This is a genomic window from Streptomyces sp. NPDC103540 (assembly GCF_055584445.1).
On the sequence record NZ_JBVJMA010000014.1, the window covers coordinates 167,216 to 185,308 of the forward strand.

Below are 18,093 nucleotides of genomic sequence, written 5' to 3' on the forward strand. Positions count from 1 at the left end.
CGGTGCCCCGTCCGGCCGGTCCCGACCCGGCGTCGACCCTCCTCGCGACGCCGCGGCCGAGGGCGGCGAACGCCGCGCCCCGCCCCTCCCGGGCCGATGGCGCGGCGTTCCCGTACCTCCGGCCGAGAGGCGGGCAAGTCCGACGAAGACGGCGGAACGATTCACCCCGCTTACCGAGGGGTGGTTTTCGGCCACCGGGTCCATAAGTCGTCCGGTCCAAAAGGTACTTCCCTCCGGGGCCGGACGTCTGACATCTTGCGTCCACCACTCGTTTCGTACGACCCGGTAGGTGCCACCAGCCCCCACCGGGTCAACGGAGGACGCATTGATACCCCACATATCCAGCCGCCCCCGACGTGCCCTGGTGCTGGCCGCCGCTCTCGGCGCCGCCCTGACCCTCGGGGCGCCCACCGCCCTCGCGGGCACCGATCCCGTCTCTCCCGCTTCTCCCTCGGCCGCCGCTCCCGCGGCCGCCCCGCAGGCCGCTGCCGCGACGTCCCAGAGTGCGACCTGGGCCGCCGGCACCCGCGCCTACCTCGTGATCACCGCCGCCGGTGACAGCTCGGCCGTACGGTCCGCCGTCACCGCCAACGGCGGTACGGTCTTCTCGTACTTCGACCAGATCGGCGTGATCGTCGCCCACTCCACCTCGGCCTCCTTCGCCGCCACCATGCGCGGCGTCAGCGGGGTCCAGCAGGTGGGCGCCACCCGTACCTCGGACGTACCGGCCGACGCCTACAACCCGGCGCTGCCCGCCAACCCGGCGCAGTCCACCACCCCGGCGGGCGAGCCCGTCCGCAGCGACATGAGCCAGATCAAGGCGGACCAGGCCTGGGCCGTCACCACCGGCTCCGCCTCCGTCAAGGTCGGCATCCTCGACACCGGTGTGGACGACCAGCACCAGGACCTGGCGCCGAACTTCAACGCGGCGGACTCCGCGTCCTGCGCGTACGGCAAGCCCGACACCCGCACCGGTGCCTGGCGCGACGTCGGCACCCACGGCACGCACGTGGCCGGTACGGTCGCCGCCGCCAAGAACGGCAAGGGCGCCATCGGCGTGGCCCCGGGCGTGAAGATCTCCTCGGTGCGCATCGCCGAGCCGGGCTCCTCGCTCTTCTTCGCCGAGAACACCGTCTGCGGGTTCGTCTGGGCCGGTGACCACGGCTTCAAGGTCACCAACAACAGCTACTACACGGACCCGTGGCAGTTCAACTGCCCGGACAACGCCGACCAGGCCGCGATCATCGAGGGCGTCAAGCGCGCCCAGGAGTACGCCGAGCGCAAGGGCTCGCTCCAGGTCGCGGCGGCCGGCAACTCCAACCTGGACCTGGCCAACAAGACGACCGACACCGAGAGCCCGAACGACTCGACGCCGGTCACCCGCACCATCACCAACGCCTGCCTCGACATCCCGACCGAGCTGCCGGGCGTCGTCACGGTCGCGGCCAACGGCTCGGGCGTCTCCAAGGCCTCCTTCTCCAACTACGGTCGCGGCGTCATCGACATCGCCGCCCCGGGCAGCGACGTCTACTCCACCCTCCCGGGCGGCAAGTACGGCACCATGAGCGGCACCTCCATGGCCAGCCCGCACGTGGCCGGCGTGGCCGCGCTGCTCGTGAGCGCCAACCCCGGCATCACCCCGGCGCAGCTGCGCGACAAGCTGGCCGTCCAGGCCAACGACGTGCCCTGCCCGTCGGACAGCCGTTGCACCGGGACCGCCGCGAACAACGGCTTCTTCGGTGAGGGCCAGGTCGACGCCCTGAAGGCGGTGGGCGGCTCCACCCCGCCCCCCGGCAAGTACTTCGAGAACCTCGGTGACGTCGCCATCGGCGACAACACCACCGTGGAGAGCCCCCTCACCGTCAGCGGTGTGACGGGCAACGCGCCGTCGACCCTGAAGGTGGGCGTGAACATCGTCCACACCTACATCGGTGACCTGAAGGTCGACCTCATCGCCCCGGACGGTTCCGTCTACACGGTCCACAACCGTGCCGGCGGCAGCGCCGACAACATCAACACCACCTACACCGTCAACGCCTCCTCCGAGGTCGCGAACGGCACGTGGAAGCTGCGCGTGAACGACAACGCGGGCGGCGACACCGGCAAGATCGACTCCTGGAACCTGACCTTCTAGGACGTGCCCTCCGAGGGGCCCGCGGGGAACGGTCCACCGTTCCCCGCGGGCCCCTCTCGGCTATCCCCTGCTCCGCAGGACGCAGTCCCCGCAGAAGCCGCCGCCCGGCACCCGGTAGTAGAGGCAACAGCTGCGCCGTACGAAGGCCACCCCGAGCCCCTCCTCGTGGACGAAGGTGCCGGTGCCGGCCAACGCCCCGCCCTCGGCCAGCAGTTCACCCGCCAGGGCCACGGCCCGCCCGCCGGGGACCCGGTCGAGCAGCACGCGCAGGGCCCCGACCAGCCCGGAGGCCGCGTTGCCGCGGAGCACCCGGGCGGACACCCCGGGGTCGGCGCGCAGCCGGGCCTCCAGCACCGCCAGGTTCCCGAGGACGGTGTCCCCGAGCGCCTCGGCGGGCAGCCCCTCGCCAGGGTCGGGGAGCCACAGTTCCAGTGAGCCCGACCGGGGCAGCCGCCACCGGACGCGGTCGGGGGCCAGGTCCGGCACCCGGTCCGTCAGGGCCGCGCACCCCAGGCCGAGGGACCACAGCCGCGCCGCGATCCCGAACTGGGCGGTGGAGGCGGCCACCCGGTCGGGTCCGCTGCCGATGCGCCGCCCCACCTCGGCGACCCAGGGGGCGAGTTCCTCCCCGTAGAGCACGTCGAGCGGCCGGAAGCCCGGGCCGGGCTCCCGGGGCCCGTACGCGACGGTGAAGAAGCCCCCGACGGCGCCCAGTCGGGCCAGTGCCCCTGCCACGTCGGGCTTCGGCGCCCGACCTCCCGCGAAGTCCATACGGGGATGATCCCAGGCGGTCGCCGCCGCCCGGCCGGGGGGCCGGGCGGGGGCCGGTCAGGGGGCGGGAGCGGGGGGCGCGGGCTCGAAGTCGGCGAGGTCGAGGCCACCCAGCTTGGTGTCCTGGTTGGCGAACACGAACGACTCGATCGGCACGTTCCGCTCGACGCTGAGCCGGGCCACCAGTTCCTGGAGGACCACCGTCTCCAGGACCACCCGGACGGCGTCGGCGCAGCGCGGCAGGCGCACCGTGTACAGGTTCTCCGCGAGGTCCACGTCCGCGGTGGTGATCAGGAGCGTGAGGTGGCCGGCGCCGGCGAGGGAGCGGGCGAGGTCGAGCTCGCGCCCGTCGCCGTAGACCAGGTGGAGGGTGTCGCCCGCGGATTCCATCTCCCCGTGCAGGTAGTTGCGGGTGGCGGAGTGGGCGCCGGTCATCCGGACCACCTCGCGCAGCAGCAGCGCGCCCTCCTCGGCGGAGGCGCGGGAGGCGCCGGCGGCCACCCCGTCGGAGGCGACGCAGCGGGCGCCCCGCTCGGCGAGGGCGGCGACGACCTCGACGGCCTGCCGGTGGACGGCGGCGGTGTGCCGCTCGATGTCCGCCCAGGGGTCCCCGGCGCGGCCGGCGAGCACGCCCGCGATCAGGTCGAGGGCGACGACGGTGCCGGTGTAGCCGATGGTGGAGGCGTAGGAGTCGGGCTCGTTGCCGAGGTCGACGGTGAGGTCGGCGAGGTCGCCGAGCGGTGACGGCACGACGTTCAGCAGCGCGACCTTGGCGATGTCGTCCCCGGCCGCCCGGAAGGCGGCCAGGGTCTCGGAACTGCGGCCGCCCTGGGAGACGCCGATCAGGCAGTCGGTGTCGAAGCCGCGGGTGCCGTTCTCGATCTCGCTGGACAGCACGCGCTGGGTGACGATCCCGGCCGCGCGCAGCTGTTCGACGGGGACGGCGAGAGCGGCGTACGAGGCCCCGATGCCGGTGAACAGCGGCCTGCGGGCGGCGCGCAGCGGGGCGGCCCGCGGGGAGGCGAGCCGTTCGCGGACGCGCTCGGCGATCCGGGCGAGGGCCGCGCCCTGGCCGGCCTGGCCTTCGAGGAAGGTGATGCGGGATGCGGACACGACGGGTGCTCCTGGCTCTGGGAAGAGGAAGGGGAAGGGCAGAAGGGAAAGGCAGGGGGGAAGGGCAAGGGGAGGAACGGGGGGAGGGACGGGACGGAGGGCTCGGGAAGACCGCGGGGCTCAGGCGGAGGGCGGGGGCGTCCCCTCCGGGTCGCGTTCGCGCCCCGGCGTCGGGAGGTCGAACCGCACGATCGCGAAGCGGAAGATCACGTAGTAGAGCGCGGCGAAGGCCAGGCCGATGGGAATGAGCAGCAGCGGCTTCGTGGCGATGCCGAAGTTGACCACGTAGTCGATGGCTCCGGAGGAGAAGCCGAAGCCGTCGCGGATGCCGAGGGCGTAGCACAGGGCCATCGAGGCGCCGAAGAGGAGGGCGTGGACGGCGTAGAGGACGGGGGCCACGAACATGAAGGCGAATTCGATGGGCTCGGTGACGCCGGTGACGAAGGAGGTCAGGGCGACGGAGATCATCATGCCCTTGACCATCACGCGGTTCTCGGGGCGGGCGGTGTGCGCGATGGCCAGGGCGGCGGCGGGCAGGGCGAACATGTAGATCGGGAAGCCGCCGGTCATGAACTGTCCGGCCGTGGGGTCGCCGGCCAGGAAGCGGGCGATGTCGCCGTGGACCTCCACCCCGGTGGCCGGGTTGACGTAGGAGCCGGCCTCGAACCAGGGGAACACCGAGAAGAAGTGGTGCATGCCGACCGGGATGAGGGCGCGGACGACGAGGCCGAAGAGGCCGGCGCCCCAGGCTCCGGTGCCGACGAGCCATTCGCCGAAGTGGAAGAACCAGGTTCCGACCGTCGGCCAGACCACTCCGAAGACCACGCCCATGCCCACGCCGGCGAAGGCGCTGAGGATGGGGACCAGCCGGCGCCCGCCGAAAAAGCCGAGCCAGTCGGGCAGCTTCGTGCGGCTGAAGCGCTGGTAGAGGAGCGCGGCGACCAGGCCCATCACGATGCCGCCGAAGACCTTCGCGTCGAGGGGCTCCCCGTCGACGCCCTTGGGGAAGGCGGGACTGGCGAGCACGGCCGTGAAGACGAGGTGACCGACGACGGCGGCCAGGGCGGTGGAACCGTCCGCCTTCTTCGCGAAGCCGATCGCGACGCCGATCGCGAAGAGCAGCGGCAGGTGGGTGAAGACGGTCTGCCCGGCGGCGGCGAGCACGAGGGCGAGCCGCCGCACGAGTTCCGGGAAGTCCTCCCGGCCCAGCAGGTCGGCGCCGCCGAGCCGGGTGAGCAGGGCGGCGGCGGGCAGGGTGGCCACCGGCAGCATCAGGCTCCGGCCGATGCGCTGCATGAACGGCATGATCCGGGCAGGCCTGCGGCCCGGTGTCGGCGCCGTGACGGGCGGGGCGGTGGCCGTACTCATCGGTGGTGCTCCTCGTCGAGCGGGGGGTGGGGACGCTCCCGAACGTAGCGAGTGGTCCGTTTGTGGTCAACGGAGGTATTGAGTGGTCTACCCCGGGTCTGGCCAACCGATGGCCAAGGTCCCGGGCAGGCCGGGACTTCCGCCCCGAACCAAGTGGTAGCCAGTGGTATGGTCCGTTCCATGACCGACGAAGCCACCGTCCCCGCCCCCGTCACCGCCGACGGGGTCGCCCCCCTGTGGTCCCGGGCCGCCGACCGGATCCGCGAGGAGATCGCCCGCCGCGGGCTGTCCGAGGGGAGCCGGCTGCCGCCCGAACGCGAGCTGTGCACACGGCTCGACGTCTCCCGCGTCACCCTGCGCCGGGCGCTCGCGCACCTCGTGGAACAGGGCCTGGTCACCGCCTCCCACGGGCGCGGCTGGTTCGTCGCCGCCCCGACCGCGCCCACCCCCGCCCGGGACTGGCCCAAGGACCTGGAGTCCTTCACCGCCACCGCCCGCCGCAAGCACATGCGGCCCGGCTCGCTGGTGCTGCGCCACGACACCGTCACGGCGTCCCTGGACGACGCGGACCGCCTCGGGGTCCCGGCCGGCACCCCGCTGACGCGCCTGGAGCGGGTCCGGCTGCTGAACGACGTACGCATCGCACTCGACCGGACCCTGATCGTCGCCGCCCTGGCGCCCGACCTGACCCGTACGGACTTCCGCGAGGCCTCCCTCTTCGACGAACTCCGGCGCTGGGGCGTCGCGCCGGAGTACGCCGAGGCCACCATCGAGGCACGGACGGCCGACGAGACCCTCGCCGGGCACCTCGCGATCACCCCGGGAGCGCCCGTCCTCGTCCTCGACCAGACCGTGTACACCCGCGACCGGCGCCCGTTGCTGCTGTCGACGGTGGAGTACGGCGGCGACCGCTACCGGCTGCGCACCACCCTCCAGACAGCCTGACACGGCAGGACCGCGCCCCCGGGCGCCGATGGGCACCCGGGGGCCCGACGAAAGGCCCCGCCGCGACCGGTCGGGAGACCCGCCGACGCCCGACGATCACCCCGACGATCACCCCGCCGATCACCCCGCCGGCCGCCCCGTCGATCACCTCGTCGACGCAGGCGCTCCGCACCCTCTCGCGGGGACCTCCGAACCCGCTCCCCACCCGGGTGGCGCAACCGGATCACGGGCGCGGTCGAGCGGCCTGCGGACACTCCACCGACGACCGCCTGTTCGATTCCCGGCTACTCCGGCGGGGCGACCGCTTCATCCATCGGGACGGACGGCGGGTCCTCTCCTTGATCGACCGGACCCTCTCCACATCACCGCAGGTCAGAGGCCGTGATCCAAGGTCCGTAGGCGGCCCGGACGGCTGTCCGGGGCACCCGCGTCGAGCGGTTCGACGGGCGTGCGTGGACCAGGATGACGGGTGTCTCCCCGCAGGGAGGGAACGCCTCGAAAAACGTAACCGCGCCATTGCCGAATTGGGGGTTCATGAGAGGAGATTAAGGAGCTACATTGAGCCACTCGCGTTCACCTGACAGCCCGTTGCCTTTCACTCGCGTTTTGCGCGGGGGGCGACGTCAGGAGCGCAGACTGTGCAACCACCCCACCGCCCAGAAGGACCGAAGGCTCCGTGCCCGTACCCGTACTCCTCGCCGGCCGCTCCGTGCGGCTCGAGCCCCTCGCCCCCCACCACACCGAGGCCCTGGCCGTGGCCGGGGCCGAGGATCGTACGACTTACGCCTTCACACCCGTTCCGCACGGGTTGCAGGCGTCCCACGAGTACATCGACCGCGCCCTCTCCGATCAGGCCGCGGGTCGTTCGCTGGCGTTCGCCGTGGTCAGAGCTTCTGACGGGCGGGTCGTCGGTTCGACCCGGTTCCTGGATCTCGACTACTGGCAGGGACCGCTGGTGTGGCCCGCCGTGCCCGGCGTCCCCTTCGGGGATCCGGCGACCGCCATCCCCGACGCCGCGGAGATCGGGAACACCTGGCTGTCCCCGAGCGCCCAGGGCACCGGGATCAACACCGAGGCCAAGCTGCTCATGCTCCGCCACGCCTTCGAGACCTGGGGCGTACGCCGCATCTCGTTGCGCGCGGACGCCCGCAACGGCCGCTCCAGGGCCGCGATGGAACGTCTCGGCTTCACCTGCGAAGGGGTCCGCCGGGCCCATTCCAGAGGGCTGGACGGAGCGGTGCGCAGCACGGCCTTCTACTCGGTGCTCGACGAGGAGTGGCCCACCGTGCGCTCCCTCATCGAACTGCGCCTCTCGGCCGCCGCGCCCCGCAAGCGGCGACGCAAGACGCTGATCCCGGCGTAACGGTCCTGCGGCCCCCCACCAGGCCCTCCACCGACCCCCGCCCCGGTCCTGCCCGGCGCCCTCGCGCCCGGCCGAGGAGGACCGGGGCGGGGGGTCGCGGGCCGGGGAGGCGGGTCGCGAGCGGTGCGGCGCGGACCGCCGTTCGGCGCTCGGGTCATGGGCTCCCCTACGAGATCCCAAGAGAAGGAAAAATTGGGAACCCGAGGGGCGTTTCGTTCATCATTCGAACGGAAGCAGTCCACACGCCCGACGGGGCGGCAACAGCCGGAGAGCCACCGCACATGTCTCACTCACCCGAAGGGCAGTACCAGCCGCCGCGCCGGCCGGAAGGGCAGTACCCTCAGCAGCCGCCCCACGGCCGCCCGCAGGACCGACCGTCCGGACCGGCGCAGGGGCGACCCCCCTACGCGCCGCAGGGCCAGCCGCCGCCCCCGCCGCCGGGCCCCTACGGCCGGCAGCCGCAGCAGGCCCCGCCGCCGTACGGACAGCCGCCCCGCCCGCCGCAGTCGGACTCCTACCGGGAGCAGCGCGGTGAGCAGGCCACGCAGCAGCAGCCGCTCTTCGACCCGCGGCAGCACGAGCAGTACCGGCCCCACGACGCGCAGCAGCAGCCGTACGAGCCCTACGACCCGTACGGTCAGGAGCCGCCGCGCCGCAAGTCCAAGGTCAAGCGTTGGCTCATAGCCGGCGGCACCGTGCTGGCCCTGGCGGGCGCCGCCGCGCTCGTGATGAACCACTTCGAGATACCGCCGTTCACCGACAAGGGCAAGGCCGTGTCCTTCGGCAAGACGCCCGACGGCAAGGGCGGCGCGGCCAAGTCCGCGCCCAACTCGAAGATGCTCATGCCGACCGGCCCGCAGGCCGACTTCAAGAATTCGATGACCCTGAACGACGGCACCCACGTGGCCGTCACCACGGTCACCGGCAAGAAGTCCGGCTTCACCGGCAAGGTCTGGGTGTGGGCCCCCAAGGAGTACAACGACCCGAAGTTCGCCAAGAGCGGCTTCCCGGTCATGATCGCCCTGCCGGGCGGCGCGGGCTTCCCCAACAACTACTGGATGGGCACCGACCTCGGTCTCCAGACCAGCATCAGCAAGTGGTACGCCGAGGGCAAGAGCAAGCCCTTCATCCTCGCCATGCCCGTGCTGAACCCGGCCCCCGACGACAAGGGCATCTACTGGGACGGCTCGGACATCCCCGGTCAGCCCAAGATGGGCACCTGGCTCACCGAGGACGTCCCCGACCTGATGCGGGAGAACTTCCGCACCGTCAAGTCCCGTGACGGCTGGGCCTTCATGGGCTCCTCCACGGGCGGGTTCGCGGGTCTGAAGGCCGTGCTGAAGCACCCGGACAAGTTCAAGGCCGTGATCGCCTCCGGCCCGGACATCGTCCCGGACTCCTCCCTGTGGAAGGGCCACGAGAAGGAGAAGGCCGAGAACAACCCCGAGCTGCTGGCCAAGCAGCTCATCGACAAGAAGGGCCCGGACGTCTATCTGGCCTTCCAGGTCGGTGACAACGAGAACAACAAGAAGACGCTCCCGGACGTGCAGAAGTTCGTCCAGACCTTCACCAAGGGCCCGGTCCACACCAGCCTGCGCGTGATCCCGGGCGGCCAGCACAACGCCAAGACCTACGTGCCGAACATGGGCGAGGGTCCCATCCAGTTCATCAGCCAGGTGATGGAAGGCCCCGTCGAGTAGGAAGCGGCACCCCCGCCTCCGACCGTCGCCCCGGTCCCCCCTCGTGCCCCGGCCCGCCGAACGCCTTCGGCGGGCCGGCGCCGTCCCAAGGGGCCCAACCCGGGTCGCCGTCCACGGCGAAGGCCACCCAGGCCGCGTGCATCTCGTCGGCGAGCCACTGCGGGGCGTCGGGGCCGGCGAGCCAGGACGCCTCGGGCACCCGGAGGGTGTCGAAGACGAAGCCCAACTCCAGGGCGTGGCAGGCCCCGAGACCCGGTACGCCGCTGGGCCAACGGAACTCGTAGAGGTGGCTCGGCGCCGACCGCGGGGCTCCCGCGAGCCGGCGCAGCGGATCGCGCAACAGCCGGTCGGTGATCAGGTGTCCGGCGAGGTCCGCCGGTCCGGCGTCGGGCAGGGCGGCCCGCAGGTCCCGTACGGCGGCCCGGTCCTTGCCGCTGCGGGCGCGGGCCAGCTCCACGGTCAGCGGGCCGAGCCGGTCCATGGTCCGCATCCCGCCGGTGGGCGCGAGCCACAGCCGGTACTCCTCGGAGGTCCAGCCGACCAGCAGCGGCACCCGGGACCGCGCGGCCGCCCGCAGCGGGTCGACGGGCAGCGTGTCGGGGTCTTCGACCAGGCCGAAGGCGGCCGTGCCGAGCAGCGGGGAGGACCGGCGCAGCACCGCCGCCTGGGCGGTGAGCAGCGCCTCGGTGCCGGCGGCGGCGAAGGCGGCGGCGGTGGCGGGCACCTTGAGCAGGGCGGCCATCCTGCGGACCATGGTCCGCACCCCCCGGCGGGGCAGCGCCTCGGGGGCGCCGCTCTGCAGGACGGCCCGGTGGAAGAGGCCGGCCGCGCGGGGGGCGGCCAGGAGGGCGCCGACGCTGATCGCTCCGGCGGACTCGCCGAAGACGGTGACCCGCCCGGGGTCACCGCCGAAGGCCGCGATGTTGTCGCGGACCCATTCGAGGGCGGCGATCTGGTCGAGCAGGCCCCGGTTGGCGGGCGCGTCGGGGAAGAGGCCGTAGCCGAGGACGCCGAGCCGGAAGTTGATCGAGACGAGCACGACGCCGTCGCGGGCGAAGGCCGCGCCGTCGTAGACGGGGACGGCGGAGGAGCCCCGGGTGTGGGCGCCGCCGTGGATCCACACCATGACGGGTCGGCGTGCCCCGGGGTCCGGGGCGGGGGTCCACACGTTGAGGTTCAGGCAGTCGTCGCCCTCGACCACCGGGTCGGGCAGCAGCGCGGCGAAGGTCGGCGGGTAGGGGACCTTGGGCGCGGTGGGCCCGAACGCGCCGGCGTCGCGTACGTCGTCCCGGGCGGCCGGGGGCGCGGGCGGGGCGAAGAGGCGGGCGCCGACGGGCGCGGCGGCGTAGGGGATGCCCCGGAAGACGGCGCTCCCGTCGGCGCCCCACCGGCCTTCCACCGTGCCGTACCGGGTGTCGACCCGGGGGCGGTCGCCGCCCGCTGCGCTCATGCCTGTGCTCCTGGATCCGGTGCCGGTCGTGCGGGGCGGGGCGGCCGCGCGCGGCCGGCGCCTCCCTCGCACGTTCGCACAGCCGTGCCGGGGGTGACAAGGCGTGACCCCCTCGGGGGCGGGCCGGGTTGGACCGGCATGCGAGCCACTCTCTTCTCCCGCCCCGCACCGCGCGCGCTGCGGGGCCTGTCCGTCCTGCTGCTGGCGGCCGGCGCCGTCGGCGCCGCGGGCCCCGCCCCGGCCGGCGGGCCCGCGTTCCAGTACGTCGGCCAGGACGACCGGGTCCACGGGGTGACCTCCCCGAAGGGCTGCGTCGAGGCCGAGGGCGGCGGTACCCGTGCCGTCACCAACAAGACCCGGGCCACGGCCACCTTCCACCGCGAGCCGCGCTGCGCGGGCCCGGCCGTGGCGCGGCTGGCGCCGGGGTCGGTCGCGCAGGTGCGGCCGTACTTCGCCTCGATCCGATTCACCGGGTAGGCGCACGGGCCGTGACCACTCGACGGTCCCCGCGTTGTATGCCATGTCGAACGCCGCAGAAGAGTGCGGCGCCCACGTCTCAGGAGGAGATCTTGATGTCGCGTATCGCGAAGGCATTCGTCATCACCGCTGCCGCCGGTAGCGCCCTGGCGGCCGGTGCGGGTCTGGCGGCTGCCGATGCCGGAGCGCACGGTGCGGCGGTCGGCTCCCCCGGTGTCCTGTCCGGCAACCTGGTCCAGGTTCCGGTCCACGTCCCGGTCAACGTCTGCGGCAACACCGTGAACGTGGTCGGCCTGCTGAACCCCGCGTTCGGCAACACCTGCGTGAACGCCTCGGGTCACGGTGGCGACCACCACACCGAGGGCTACGGCGGCTGATCGACCGCACGCCTGCGGGCACGAGGCCCCCGCCCTGTGGCGGGGGCCTTTCCGCGTGCCCGTTCCCGCTCCCGCGTGCCCGTTCCGGCGTGCCCGTGGGCCCCGGGTGGACCCGGGGACCGGCGGGCCCGGGGGAACCGGCGGGGGGAGCGGGGGCTACGCCTCGTAGCGGTAGACGCCCTGGTGTCCGAGCATCTCGCGCGGGGTGACGTCCCACGGGGGCATCGGCTCGTCGAGGGCGATCACCCGGCCGCGCTGGAGGTCTCCGTAGGCCAGGGGCGCGGCGGGCAGGTAGCCGGAGTCGGGGTGCCGCTGCTGCCAGCGGTCCCAGAGCAGGTCGACGAAGGCGTGGTGCAGCCAGAAGGCCGGGTCGTTGGGGGCGGTGCCGCCCGTCATGTGGCCGCCGATCCACTGGTGGACCTTGTTGTGGTTGCGCCAGCGTTCGCTCTTGGGCGCGGCCCAGCCCTCCAACCGGTTGCGGAAGCCCCCGGCCGTGGCGGTGGAGTCCCAGGGCGAGACGTCGTAGACCGGGTCGTCGAGGGCCCACTGGAGTTCGGCGGCGGTGGGCAGGGCGATGGGGTTGGCGGGCCGGCCCAGGTTGCGGGTGAGGAAGCGGGCCTCGGAGACGCCCACGGTGATCGTCCAGTTGCCGGTGTCGTGGGCGAAGGGGCCGGTCATGACCTTGCGGTCGCTCGCCCGGCCGGTGCCGCCGAGGAAGTCCTCGGCCCACAGGGAGGAGACCGGGCTCTGGTCGGCGGTCCAGTCCCAGTAGGGGATGGACACCCCGGGGTCGACGGCCCGCAGCAGCTTCTCGAACTCCAGCAGGTAGCGCCGGTGCCAGGGGAAGAACGACGGGGACATGTGTCCCACGCGCAGTTTGCGGTCCCGGTCGGGGACGAAGTACCTGTCGTGGGTGCGCACGAAGGCGTCGTACGTGCCGTCGCGCTTGAGTGCGAGGACGGCCGCCGTGAAGCGCTTCTTCTGCGCGCTGGTCAGGTTCCGCTGGTTCTGCCGGGTGTACAAGGCGGGGCTCCTCCCGTGCGGGCCCGCCGGCCGGCCTCCCGGCCGGTCGGCCGGTCCGTCAGCCGTGGTGGGGGGCCGCGAGGGCCAGCTGTGTGGTGCCGAGTTCGTCGACGGCGGCGCGGGCCAGCTCCATGGGGGTCGCGTAGGACTCGAAGTGGTTGATCCCGCTCAGGTAGCTGCCGTCGGCGCGGCGCATGACGTGCAGGGGACGGCCGTCGATGCGGACCGCCGCGGTCGCGAGGTCGACGCTGATGTGCCGGCCCCGGTAGCTCTCCTCCGCGAGCGGGGCCGGGGTGAGCGTCTGCCGGGGCCGCCGGGCCCGCAGGACGGGGCCCAGGGCCGCGGCCGTGCCGGCGAGCACGGCCGCGGTGAAGGCCGCCCGCAGGACCGCGCGACGGGTCGGTGGTGCGACGACGGATGCGGTGCGCATACGGTCTCCCTCGCTCGATTGGTCCGCGCTACGGGGTCTAACGCGGGGTACGGGGCGAGGTCACCTCCACGGGGCGGGGAGCTACGGGGCGGGAAGCTCCGCGAAGTCCGCAACCAGGCCGCGGTGGTGGCCGGTGGTGCCCAGGGCCAGGGAGTCGGCCTTGGCCCGCTTGAGGTACAGGTGCGCGGGGTGTTCCCAGGTCATGCCGATGCCGCCGTGGAGCTGTACGCACTCCTCGGCCGCGCGGACCGCGACCCCGGAGCAGTGGGCCTGGGCGACCGCGACGGTGAGCGGGGCGTCCGGGGCTCCGGTCGCGAGGGCGTCGGCCGCAGCGCGGGCCGCGGCGCGGGCGGAGGCCACGTCGAGCCAGAGGCGGGCCAGCCGGTGCTTGAGGGCCTGGAAGGAGCCGAGGGGGCGGTTGAACTGGTGGCGGGCGCGCAGGTGGGTGACGGTCTCGGTGAGGCACCACTCGGCGATGCCCAGCTGCTCCGAGGCGAGCAGCCCGGCGGCGGACAGCAGTGCTCCGGCGAGGGCGGCGCGGGCGGTGGCGGCGTCCGCCAGCCGGGTTCCGGGGGCCCCGTCGAGGGTGACGCGGGCGAGGGGGCGGGTCAGGTCGAGCGGGACGGCGGGCGTGAGGGTGAGCGCCTCGGCGGGGACGGCGTGCAGTCCGGTGTCGGCGAGGACCAGCAGGACGTCGGCGGCGCGCGCGTCGGCGACGGAGGTCACCGTGCCGGTCAGCCGTCCGTCGCCGGTGTCGTGGACGGGGCGCGGCAGGGGCGCGCCGGGGGCCAGGGTGAGGGGGACGGCGGGGACGCACGTACGCAGGCCGGCGGCGATCTCGCGGAGCAGGGCGGCCGTGTCGGGGGCGGTGGTGTCACAGCCCAGCAGGATCTCGACGGCCAGGACGGAACCCGTCAGGTACGGGACGGGGGCCACGGCCCGCCCCAGTTCCTCCAGGACCACGGCGGCCTCCCGGTGGCCGGCGCCCGCGCCCCCGAGCTTCTCGGGCACGAGGAGCCCGGCGGCGCCGATGTCGGCGCCGAGGGTGCGCGAGAGGACGGCGTCGTAGGGGTCGCCGGTCTCGGCGCGGGCGAGCACGTCCGCGGGGGCGCAGCGGTCCGCGAGCAGGGACCGTACGGCGGAGCGCAGTTCCTCCTCGGTCTCGGAGTAGAGCAGGTCGACCGGTGCCGTCATCGCAGGAGGTCCTTCCACGGGGTGTCCTTGTCGTCGCGGGGTTCGGCGGGCAGCCCGAGGACGCGTTCGGCGACGATGTTGAGGAGGATCTCGCTGGTGCCGCCCTCGATGCTGTTGCCCTTGGCCCGCAGGTAGCGGTACCCGGCGTCGCGGCCGGTGAAGTCGACGATCTCCGGGCGGCGCATCGTCCAGTCCTCGTACAGCAGGCCCTCCTCGGCGAGGAGTTCGACCTCCAGGGAGCTGATCTCCTGGTTCAGGCGGGCGAAGGTCAGCTTCATGCCGCTGCCCTCGGGGCCCGGTCGGCCGGCGGCGAGCTGTTGGCGCAGCCGCTCGCCGGTGAGGCGGGCCACCTCGGCCTCGACCCACAGTTCCAGCAGGCGCTGGTGCAGGGCGTGGGTGCGCAGTTCGGGACGTTCGCGCCAGGTGGCGGCGAGGGGGGCGATCATGCCGCCCTCGCGGGGGACGCGCATGCCGCCGATCGCGACGCGTTCGTTCATCAGGGTGGTGCGGGCGACGGCCCAGCCCTGGCCCACGGCGCCGAGGCGGTGGGCGTCGGGAACGCGGACGCCGGTCAGGAAGACCTCGTTGAACTCGGCCTCGCCGGTGATCTGGCGCAGGGGGCGGACCTCGACGCCGGGGGCGTGCATGTCGCACAGGAAGTAGGTGATGCCCTGGTGCTTGGGCAGGGTGGGGTCGGTGCGGGCGATGAGGATGGCCCAGCGGGCGGTGTGCGCGCTGGAGGTCCACACCTTCTGCCCGTCGACGACCCAGTCGCCGTCGTCCTCGTCGCGCACGGCTCGGGTGGCGAGGGCCGCGAGGTCGGATCCGGCGCCGGGTTCGCTGAAGAGCTGGCACCAGACCTCCTCCCCCGTCCACAGGGGGCGCAGGAAGCGGCGCTTCTGCTCCTCGGTGCCGTAGGCGAGGATCGTGGGCGCGGCCATGCCGAGGCCGATGCCGATGCGGCGCGGGTCGTTGTCGGGGGCCTCGGCGGCCTCCAGTTCGGCGTCCACGACGGCCTGGAGGGTGCGGGGGGCGTCGAGCCCGCCGAGGCCCTCGGGGAAGTGCACCCAGGCGAGTCCGGCGTCGAAGCGCGCCCGCAGGAAGTCGGCGCGGGGGGTGGTCGCGGGCGGGTGCGCGGCGAGCAGGTCCCGTACGCGGGCGAGGAGGGCCTCGGGTGTGGTCGCGGTCATCGGGCGGTCCCCCGCTCCCGGGGCAGGACGAGGACCAGTCGGCCGGTGGTGGCACCGTCGGCGAGGCGCTGCACGGCGTCGGCGACGGCGGGCAGCGCGATGGTCTCGCTGATCAGGGGTTTGATCACCCCTTCGGCGGCGAGGCGGGTCAGTTCGCCGTGGCAGGCGGCGATGGCGGCCGGGTCCTTGGCGGCGTAGAGGCCCCAGTGCAGGCCGAGGATGGAGTAGTTCTTGACGAGGGCGTGGTTCAGGGCGGGGGTGGGGACGGTGCCGCCGGCGAAGCCGACGACGACGATGCGGCCCTCGAAGGCCACGCACTTGGCGGAGGCGGTGTAGGAGTCGCCGCCGACGGGGTCGTACACGACGTCGGCGCCGCGGCCGCCGGTGAACTCCTTCACCCGGGAAACGACGTCCTCGGTCGTGCGGTCGACGACCAGGTCGCAGCCGAGTTCCTCGGCGGTGCGCGCCTTGGCCTTGCCCCCGACGACCCCGATGACGGTGGCTCCGGCGGCCTTGCCGAGCTGGACGGCGGCGCTGCCGACGCCGCCGGCCGCGGCGTGCACGAGGAGGGTCTCGCCGGCCCGGAGGCGGGCGCGGCGGTGCAGGCCGAACCAGCCGGTCTGGTAGCCGATGTGGAGGGCGGCGGCCTCGGCGTCGTCCAGGGATTCGGGTGCGGGGAGCAGCGCCCGTCCGGGGGCGACGACGTACTCGGCGAAGCCGCCGTGGGGCAGGCTGGGGTTGGCGATGACGCGGCGGCCGTCGTCGGTGAGGCCGCAGACCTCCACGCCGGGGGTGAAGGGCAGCGGCGGCCGGATCTGGTACTGGCCCCGTACGAGGAGGGCGTCGGGGAAGTTGAGGTTCGCCGCGAGCACCCTGATCCTCACCTCGCCCTCGCCGGGCACCGGTTCGGGGACCTCCTCCAGGCGCATGGCCTCTCGGGGTTCTCCCAGGGTGTGTACTCGCCATGCCTGCATCCGGGGCCTCCAGCCGCCGTCGAGGGACCACGCTCGGCGGCATACTAAGCGGTCGCTTGCTCCGTTGGGAACCCCAGGGCCCGTCGTCGAACTCCCGCCGTCGCCCGGAGGGCGGCCCGCGGCGTCCGGTGCGCGCTCTCGGCGTGCCGGGCGTCGCGGGGCAGGCGGGAGTTCGACGACAGGCGCTGGGGCCGGCGGCGGGACGGAGGTCGGCCCGGGCGGCGGCTCCCGCACGCCGCCGGGCTCGAAAATCGGACGCGTGAACCAGGGGTGAACACGGGAACGTGGGGATAACATCAACAAGCCGCTGCCACAGGGCATATGACACGACACGGGGGGTCACAGCACGCCCGGAGCCGACCGCCGCTCCGGGTGCACGAACGCGCGCCCCCCGCACTTCTCAGGGGGATCCACACCATGACCCACACCCTCGGCCGCCGGGCCGCCGTCACGGCCGCCGCGGCCGTCGTCCTCGCCGGGATCGTCACCGCCGCCGGCCCCGCCTCCGCGGCCACGCCGGGCGCGCCCGCCGCGTGCACCCCGTCCGTCGACGTCCTGCCCTCCCTCCCGGGCCGCAGCGGCGGCGAGGCCCGCGCCTTCGGCGCGAACTCGCTCGTCGCGGGCGACAGCGGACGGCTGCCCGTCTACTGGACCGGCCCCGAGCACACCCCGCACGCCGTACCGCTCCCCGAGGGCTTCCAGGAGGGCCTGGTCACGGACGTCAACGCCAAGGGCCTGATGGTGGGTACGGTCACCCGCACCTCGGACCGCGCCACCGCCGCCTTCACCTACCAGCAGGGTGCGGCCGCGGTGCAGCTGATCACGGCCGTCTCCACGCGCAGCGGCACGGCGAACGTCAACGACGCCGGCCACGTGGTGGCCCTGGACGACGGCGTCGCCAAGGAGTGGGTCGGCGGGAAGGTGGTCCGGGAGCTGCCCGTCCCCGCGGACGCGCACCCGAGCGCCAGGGTCGTCTCCGTGAGCGGCATCAACAAGCGCGGCGACATCGTCGGCACGGCGCACTCGGAGTACTACGACGCCGCGAACGACGAGACGGTCAGCAAGACCTTCCCCGTCGTCTGGCCCGCCGGCGGCGGCTACCCGCCCTACGGCCTCCAGATCTGGAACGAGGGCCACTGGTCGTGGGCCTCGTACGCGCGGGACATCGACAACAACGGCCGCGTCGTCGGCTACGAGCACTACGGCTGGCGCGACGACCAGCAGCGCACCCCCGCCCTGTGGAAGAAGCCCTACGACGCCCTGCCCACCAGCCCCGGCAAGGTCGCGGGCTACAAGCAGCTCACGCTGGAGGCGATCAGCCCGAGTACCAACGTGAGCGTCGGCACCGCCATGACCTTCGAGGAGGGATTCGCCCAGTACACGCAGGCCGCCCTCTGGTCGGGCAAGGGCGCCCCGCTCGCGCTGCCCCACCCGGCCGGCGCGGACCGGTACACGCGCAGCAGCGCGCGCACCGTCAGCGACGACGACCGCGTCGGCGGCACCTACTGGGACATGAGCACGGTCTCCGGCGGCCCCCTCGTCTGGAACTGCGCGAGCCGGCAGGCGTACGCCCCGCAGGGCTGA

Annotated in this window: 16 protein-coding genes; 7 read left to right on the forward strand and 9 right to left on the reverse strand. The window is 73.6% G+C overall.

The window, feature by feature from the left end; all coding sequences use genetic code 11:
- Window positions 1-364: 364 nt before the first annotated feature.
- Window positions 365-2,134: a S8 family peptidase gene (locus ACZ6ZI_RS30165; protein ID WP_469526166.1), complete on the forward strand. Its 1,770-nt coding sequence runs from the start codon at window positions 365-367 to the stop codon at window positions 2,132-2,134.
- A 60-nt stretch (window positions 2,135-2,194) separates the two neighbouring features.
- On the opposite strand, the gene ACZ6ZI_RS30170 is transcribed toward ACZ6ZI_RS30165, so the two are convergent.
- The 3 genes from ACZ6ZI_RS30170 to ACZ6ZI_RS30180 form a co-directional block, all read right to left on the reverse strand.
- The gene (locus ACZ6ZI_RS30170) at window positions 2,195-2,905 is read right to left on the reverse strand and encodes a (2Fe-2S)-binding protein (RefSeq protein WP_469526034.1); all 711 of its coding nucleotides are present in this window, start codon (window positions 2,903-2,905) and stop codon (window positions 2,195-2,197) included.
- Between the two features lie 57 nt (window positions 2,906-2,962).
- A complete protein-coding gene (locus ACZ6ZI_RS30175; protein WP_469526037.1) occupies window positions 2,963-4,018 on the reverse strand; it encodes an SIS domain-containing protein in 1,056 nt (351 codons plus the stop codon).
- Between the two features lie 120 nt (window positions 4,019-4,138).
- Window positions 4,139-5,386 carry a PTS transporter subunit EIIC gene (locus ACZ6ZI_RS30180; protein ID WP_469526040.1) on the reverse strand — a complete coding sequence of 416 codons (1,248 nt, stop codon included), beginning with the start codon at window positions 5,384-5,386 and terminating at the stop codon, window positions 4,139-4,141.
- 180 nt (window positions 5,387-5,566) lie between these two features.
- Here ACZ6ZI_RS30180 and ACZ6ZI_RS30185 point away from each other — a divergent pair, with 180 nt between their 5' ends.
- The 3 genes from ACZ6ZI_RS30185 to ACZ6ZI_RS30195 all read left to right on the forward strand — a co-directional run bounded on the left by ACZ6ZI_RS30185 (window position 5,567) and on the right by ACZ6ZI_RS30195 (window position 9,394).
- Entirely contained in the window at window positions 5,567-6,331 is a 765-nt protein-coding gene (locus ACZ6ZI_RS30185) for a GntR family transcriptional regulator (protein ID WP_469526042.1), read from the forward strand.
- 676 nt (window positions 6,332-7,007) lie between these two features.
- A complete protein-coding gene (locus ACZ6ZI_RS30190; protein ID WP_469526045.1) occupies window positions 7,008-7,694 on the forward strand; it encodes a GNAT family N-acetyltransferase in 687 nt (228 codons plus the stop codon).
- 281 nt (window positions 7,695-7,975) lie between these two features.
- On the forward strand, window positions 7,976-9,394 hold the full coding sequence (locus ACZ6ZI_RS30195) for an alpha/beta hydrolase (protein ID WP_469526048.1): 1,419 nt from the start codon (window positions 7,976-7,978) through the stop codon (window positions 9,392-9,394).
- On the opposite strand, the gene ACZ6ZI_RS30200 is transcribed toward ACZ6ZI_RS30195, so the two are convergent.
- Entirely contained in the window at window positions 9,363-10,844 is a 1,482-nt protein-coding gene (locus tag ACZ6ZI_RS30200) for a carboxylesterase/lipase family protein (RefSeq protein WP_469526049.1), read from the reverse strand. The two genes, ACZ6ZI_RS30195 and ACZ6ZI_RS30200, sit on opposite strands and share 32 nt — an antisense overlap.
- A gap of 138 nt (window positions 10,845-10,982) precedes the next feature.
- Between ACZ6ZI_RS30200 and ACZ6ZI_RS30205 the strand changes: the two genes are divergently transcribed.
- Both ACZ6ZI_RS30205 and ACZ6ZI_RS30210 read left to right on the forward strand, forming a co-directional pair.
- Window positions 10,983-11,321, forward strand: coding sequence for a hypothetical protein (locus ACZ6ZI_RS30205; protein WP_469526051.1), 339 nt, complete (start codon window positions 10,983-10,985; stop codon window positions 11,319-11,321).
- A gap of 95 nt (window positions 11,322-11,416) precedes the next feature.
- Entirely contained in the window at window positions 11,417-11,698 is a 282-nt protein-coding gene (locus tag ACZ6ZI_RS30210) for a chaplin (protein WP_469526054.1), read from the forward strand.
- A 156-nt stretch (window positions 11,699-11,854) separates the two neighbouring features.
- On the opposite strand, the gene ACZ6ZI_RS30215 is transcribed toward ACZ6ZI_RS30210, so the two are convergent.
- The 5 genes from ACZ6ZI_RS30215 to ACZ6ZI_RS30235 form a co-directional block, all read right to left on the reverse strand.
- Window positions 11,855-12,721, reverse strand: a complete 867-nt coding sequence (locus ACZ6ZI_RS30215) for a tyrosinase family protein (RefSeq protein ID WP_363059702.1) — start codon at window positions 12,719-12,721, stop codon at window positions 11,855-11,857.
- A gap of 58 nt (window positions 12,722-12,779) precedes the next feature.
- Window positions 12,780-13,151: a tyrosinase family oxidase copper chaperone gene (locus ACZ6ZI_RS30220; protein WP_469526057.1), complete on the reverse strand. Its 372-nt coding sequence runs from the start codon at window positions 13,149-13,151 to the stop codon at window positions 12,780-12,782.
- Between the two features lie 81 nt (window positions 13,152-13,232).
- Entirely contained in the window at window positions 13,233-14,345 is a 1,113-nt protein-coding gene (locus tag ACZ6ZI_RS30225; protein WP_469526058.1) for an acyl-CoA dehydrogenase family protein, read from the reverse strand.
- Window positions 14,342-15,535 carry an acyl-CoA dehydrogenase family protein gene (locus ACZ6ZI_RS30230; RefSeq protein ID WP_363059708.1) on the reverse strand — a complete coding sequence of 398 codons (1,194 nt, stop codon included), beginning with the start codon at window positions 15,533-15,535 and terminating at the stop codon, window positions 14,342-14,344. Before ACZ6ZI_RS30230 ends, ACZ6ZI_RS30225 begins: the two co-directional genes overlap by 4 nt.
- Window positions 15,532-16,509, reverse strand: coding sequence for an NADPH:quinone oxidoreductase family protein (locus ACZ6ZI_RS30235; RefSeq protein WP_469526061.1), 978 nt, complete (start codon window positions 16,507-16,509; stop codon window positions 15,532-15,534). Before ACZ6ZI_RS30235 ends, ACZ6ZI_RS30230 begins: the two co-directional genes overlap by 4 nt.
- A 417-nt stretch (window positions 16,510-16,926) precedes the next feature.
- Here ACZ6ZI_RS30235 and ACZ6ZI_RS30240 point away from each other — a divergent pair, with 417 nt between their 5' ends.
- Window positions 16,927-18,093 (forward strand): hypothetical protein, encoded by a 1,167-nt coding sequence (locus tag ACZ6ZI_RS30240; protein ID WP_469526064.1) that lies wholly within the window; start codon window positions 16,927-16,929, stop codon window positions 18,091-18,093.

What these genes read in the sequence shown, in the direction of transcription:
- ACZ6ZI_RS30170 (WP_469526034.1), bottom strand. Translation starts at nt 2,905, where the DNA reads ATGGACTTCGCGGGAGGTCGGGCGCCGAAGCCCGACGTGGCAGGGGCA.
- ACZ6ZI_RS30180 (WP_469526040.1), bottom strand. Translation starts at nt 5,386, where the DNA reads ATGAGTACGGCCACCGCCCCGCCCGTCACGGCGCCGACACCGGGCCGC.
- ACZ6ZI_RS30210 (WP_469526054.1), top strand. Translation starts at nt 11,417, where the DNA reads ATGTCGCGTATCGCGAAGGCATTCGTCATCACCGCTGCCGCCGGTAGC.
- ACZ6ZI_RS30220 (WP_469526057.1), bottom strand. Translation starts at nt 13,151, where the DNA reads ATGCGCACCGCATCCGTCGTCGCACCACCGACCCGTCGCGCGGTCCTG.
- ACZ6ZI_RS30185 (WP_469526042.1), top strand. Translation starts at nt 5,567, where the DNA reads ATGACCGACGAAGCCACCGTCCCCGCCCCCGTCACCGCCGACGGGGTC.
- ACZ6ZI_RS30225 (WP_469526058.1), bottom strand. Translation starts at nt 14,345, where the DNA reads ATGACGGCACCGGTCGACCTGCTCTACTCCGAGACCGAGGAGGAACTG.
- ACZ6ZI_RS30235 (WP_469526061.1), bottom strand. Translation starts at nt 16,509, where the DNA reads ATGCAGGCATGGCGAGTACACACCCTGGGAGAACCCCGAGAGGCCATG.
- ACZ6ZI_RS30195 (WP_469526048.1), top strand. Translation starts at nt 7,976, where the DNA reads ATGTCTCACTCACCCGAAGGGCAGTACCAGCCGCCGCGCCGGCCGGAA.
- ACZ6ZI_RS30240 (WP_469526064.1), top strand. Translation starts at nt 16,927, where the DNA reads ATGACCCACACCCTCGGCCGCCGGGCCGCCGTCACGGCCGCCGCGGCC.
- ACZ6ZI_RS30200 (WP_469526049.1), bottom strand. Translation starts at nt 10,844, where the DNA reads ATGAGCGCAGCGGGCGGCGACCGCCCCCGGGTCGACACCCGGTACGGC.
- ACZ6ZI_RS30230 (WP_363059708.1), bottom strand. Translation starts at nt 15,535, where the DNA reads ATGACCGCGACCACACCCGAGGCCCTCCTCGCCCGCGTACGGGACCTG.
- ACZ6ZI_RS30205 (WP_469526051.1), top strand. Translation starts at nt 10,983, where the DNA reads ATGCGAGCCACTCTCTTCTCCCGCCCCGCACCGCGCGCGCTGCGGGGC.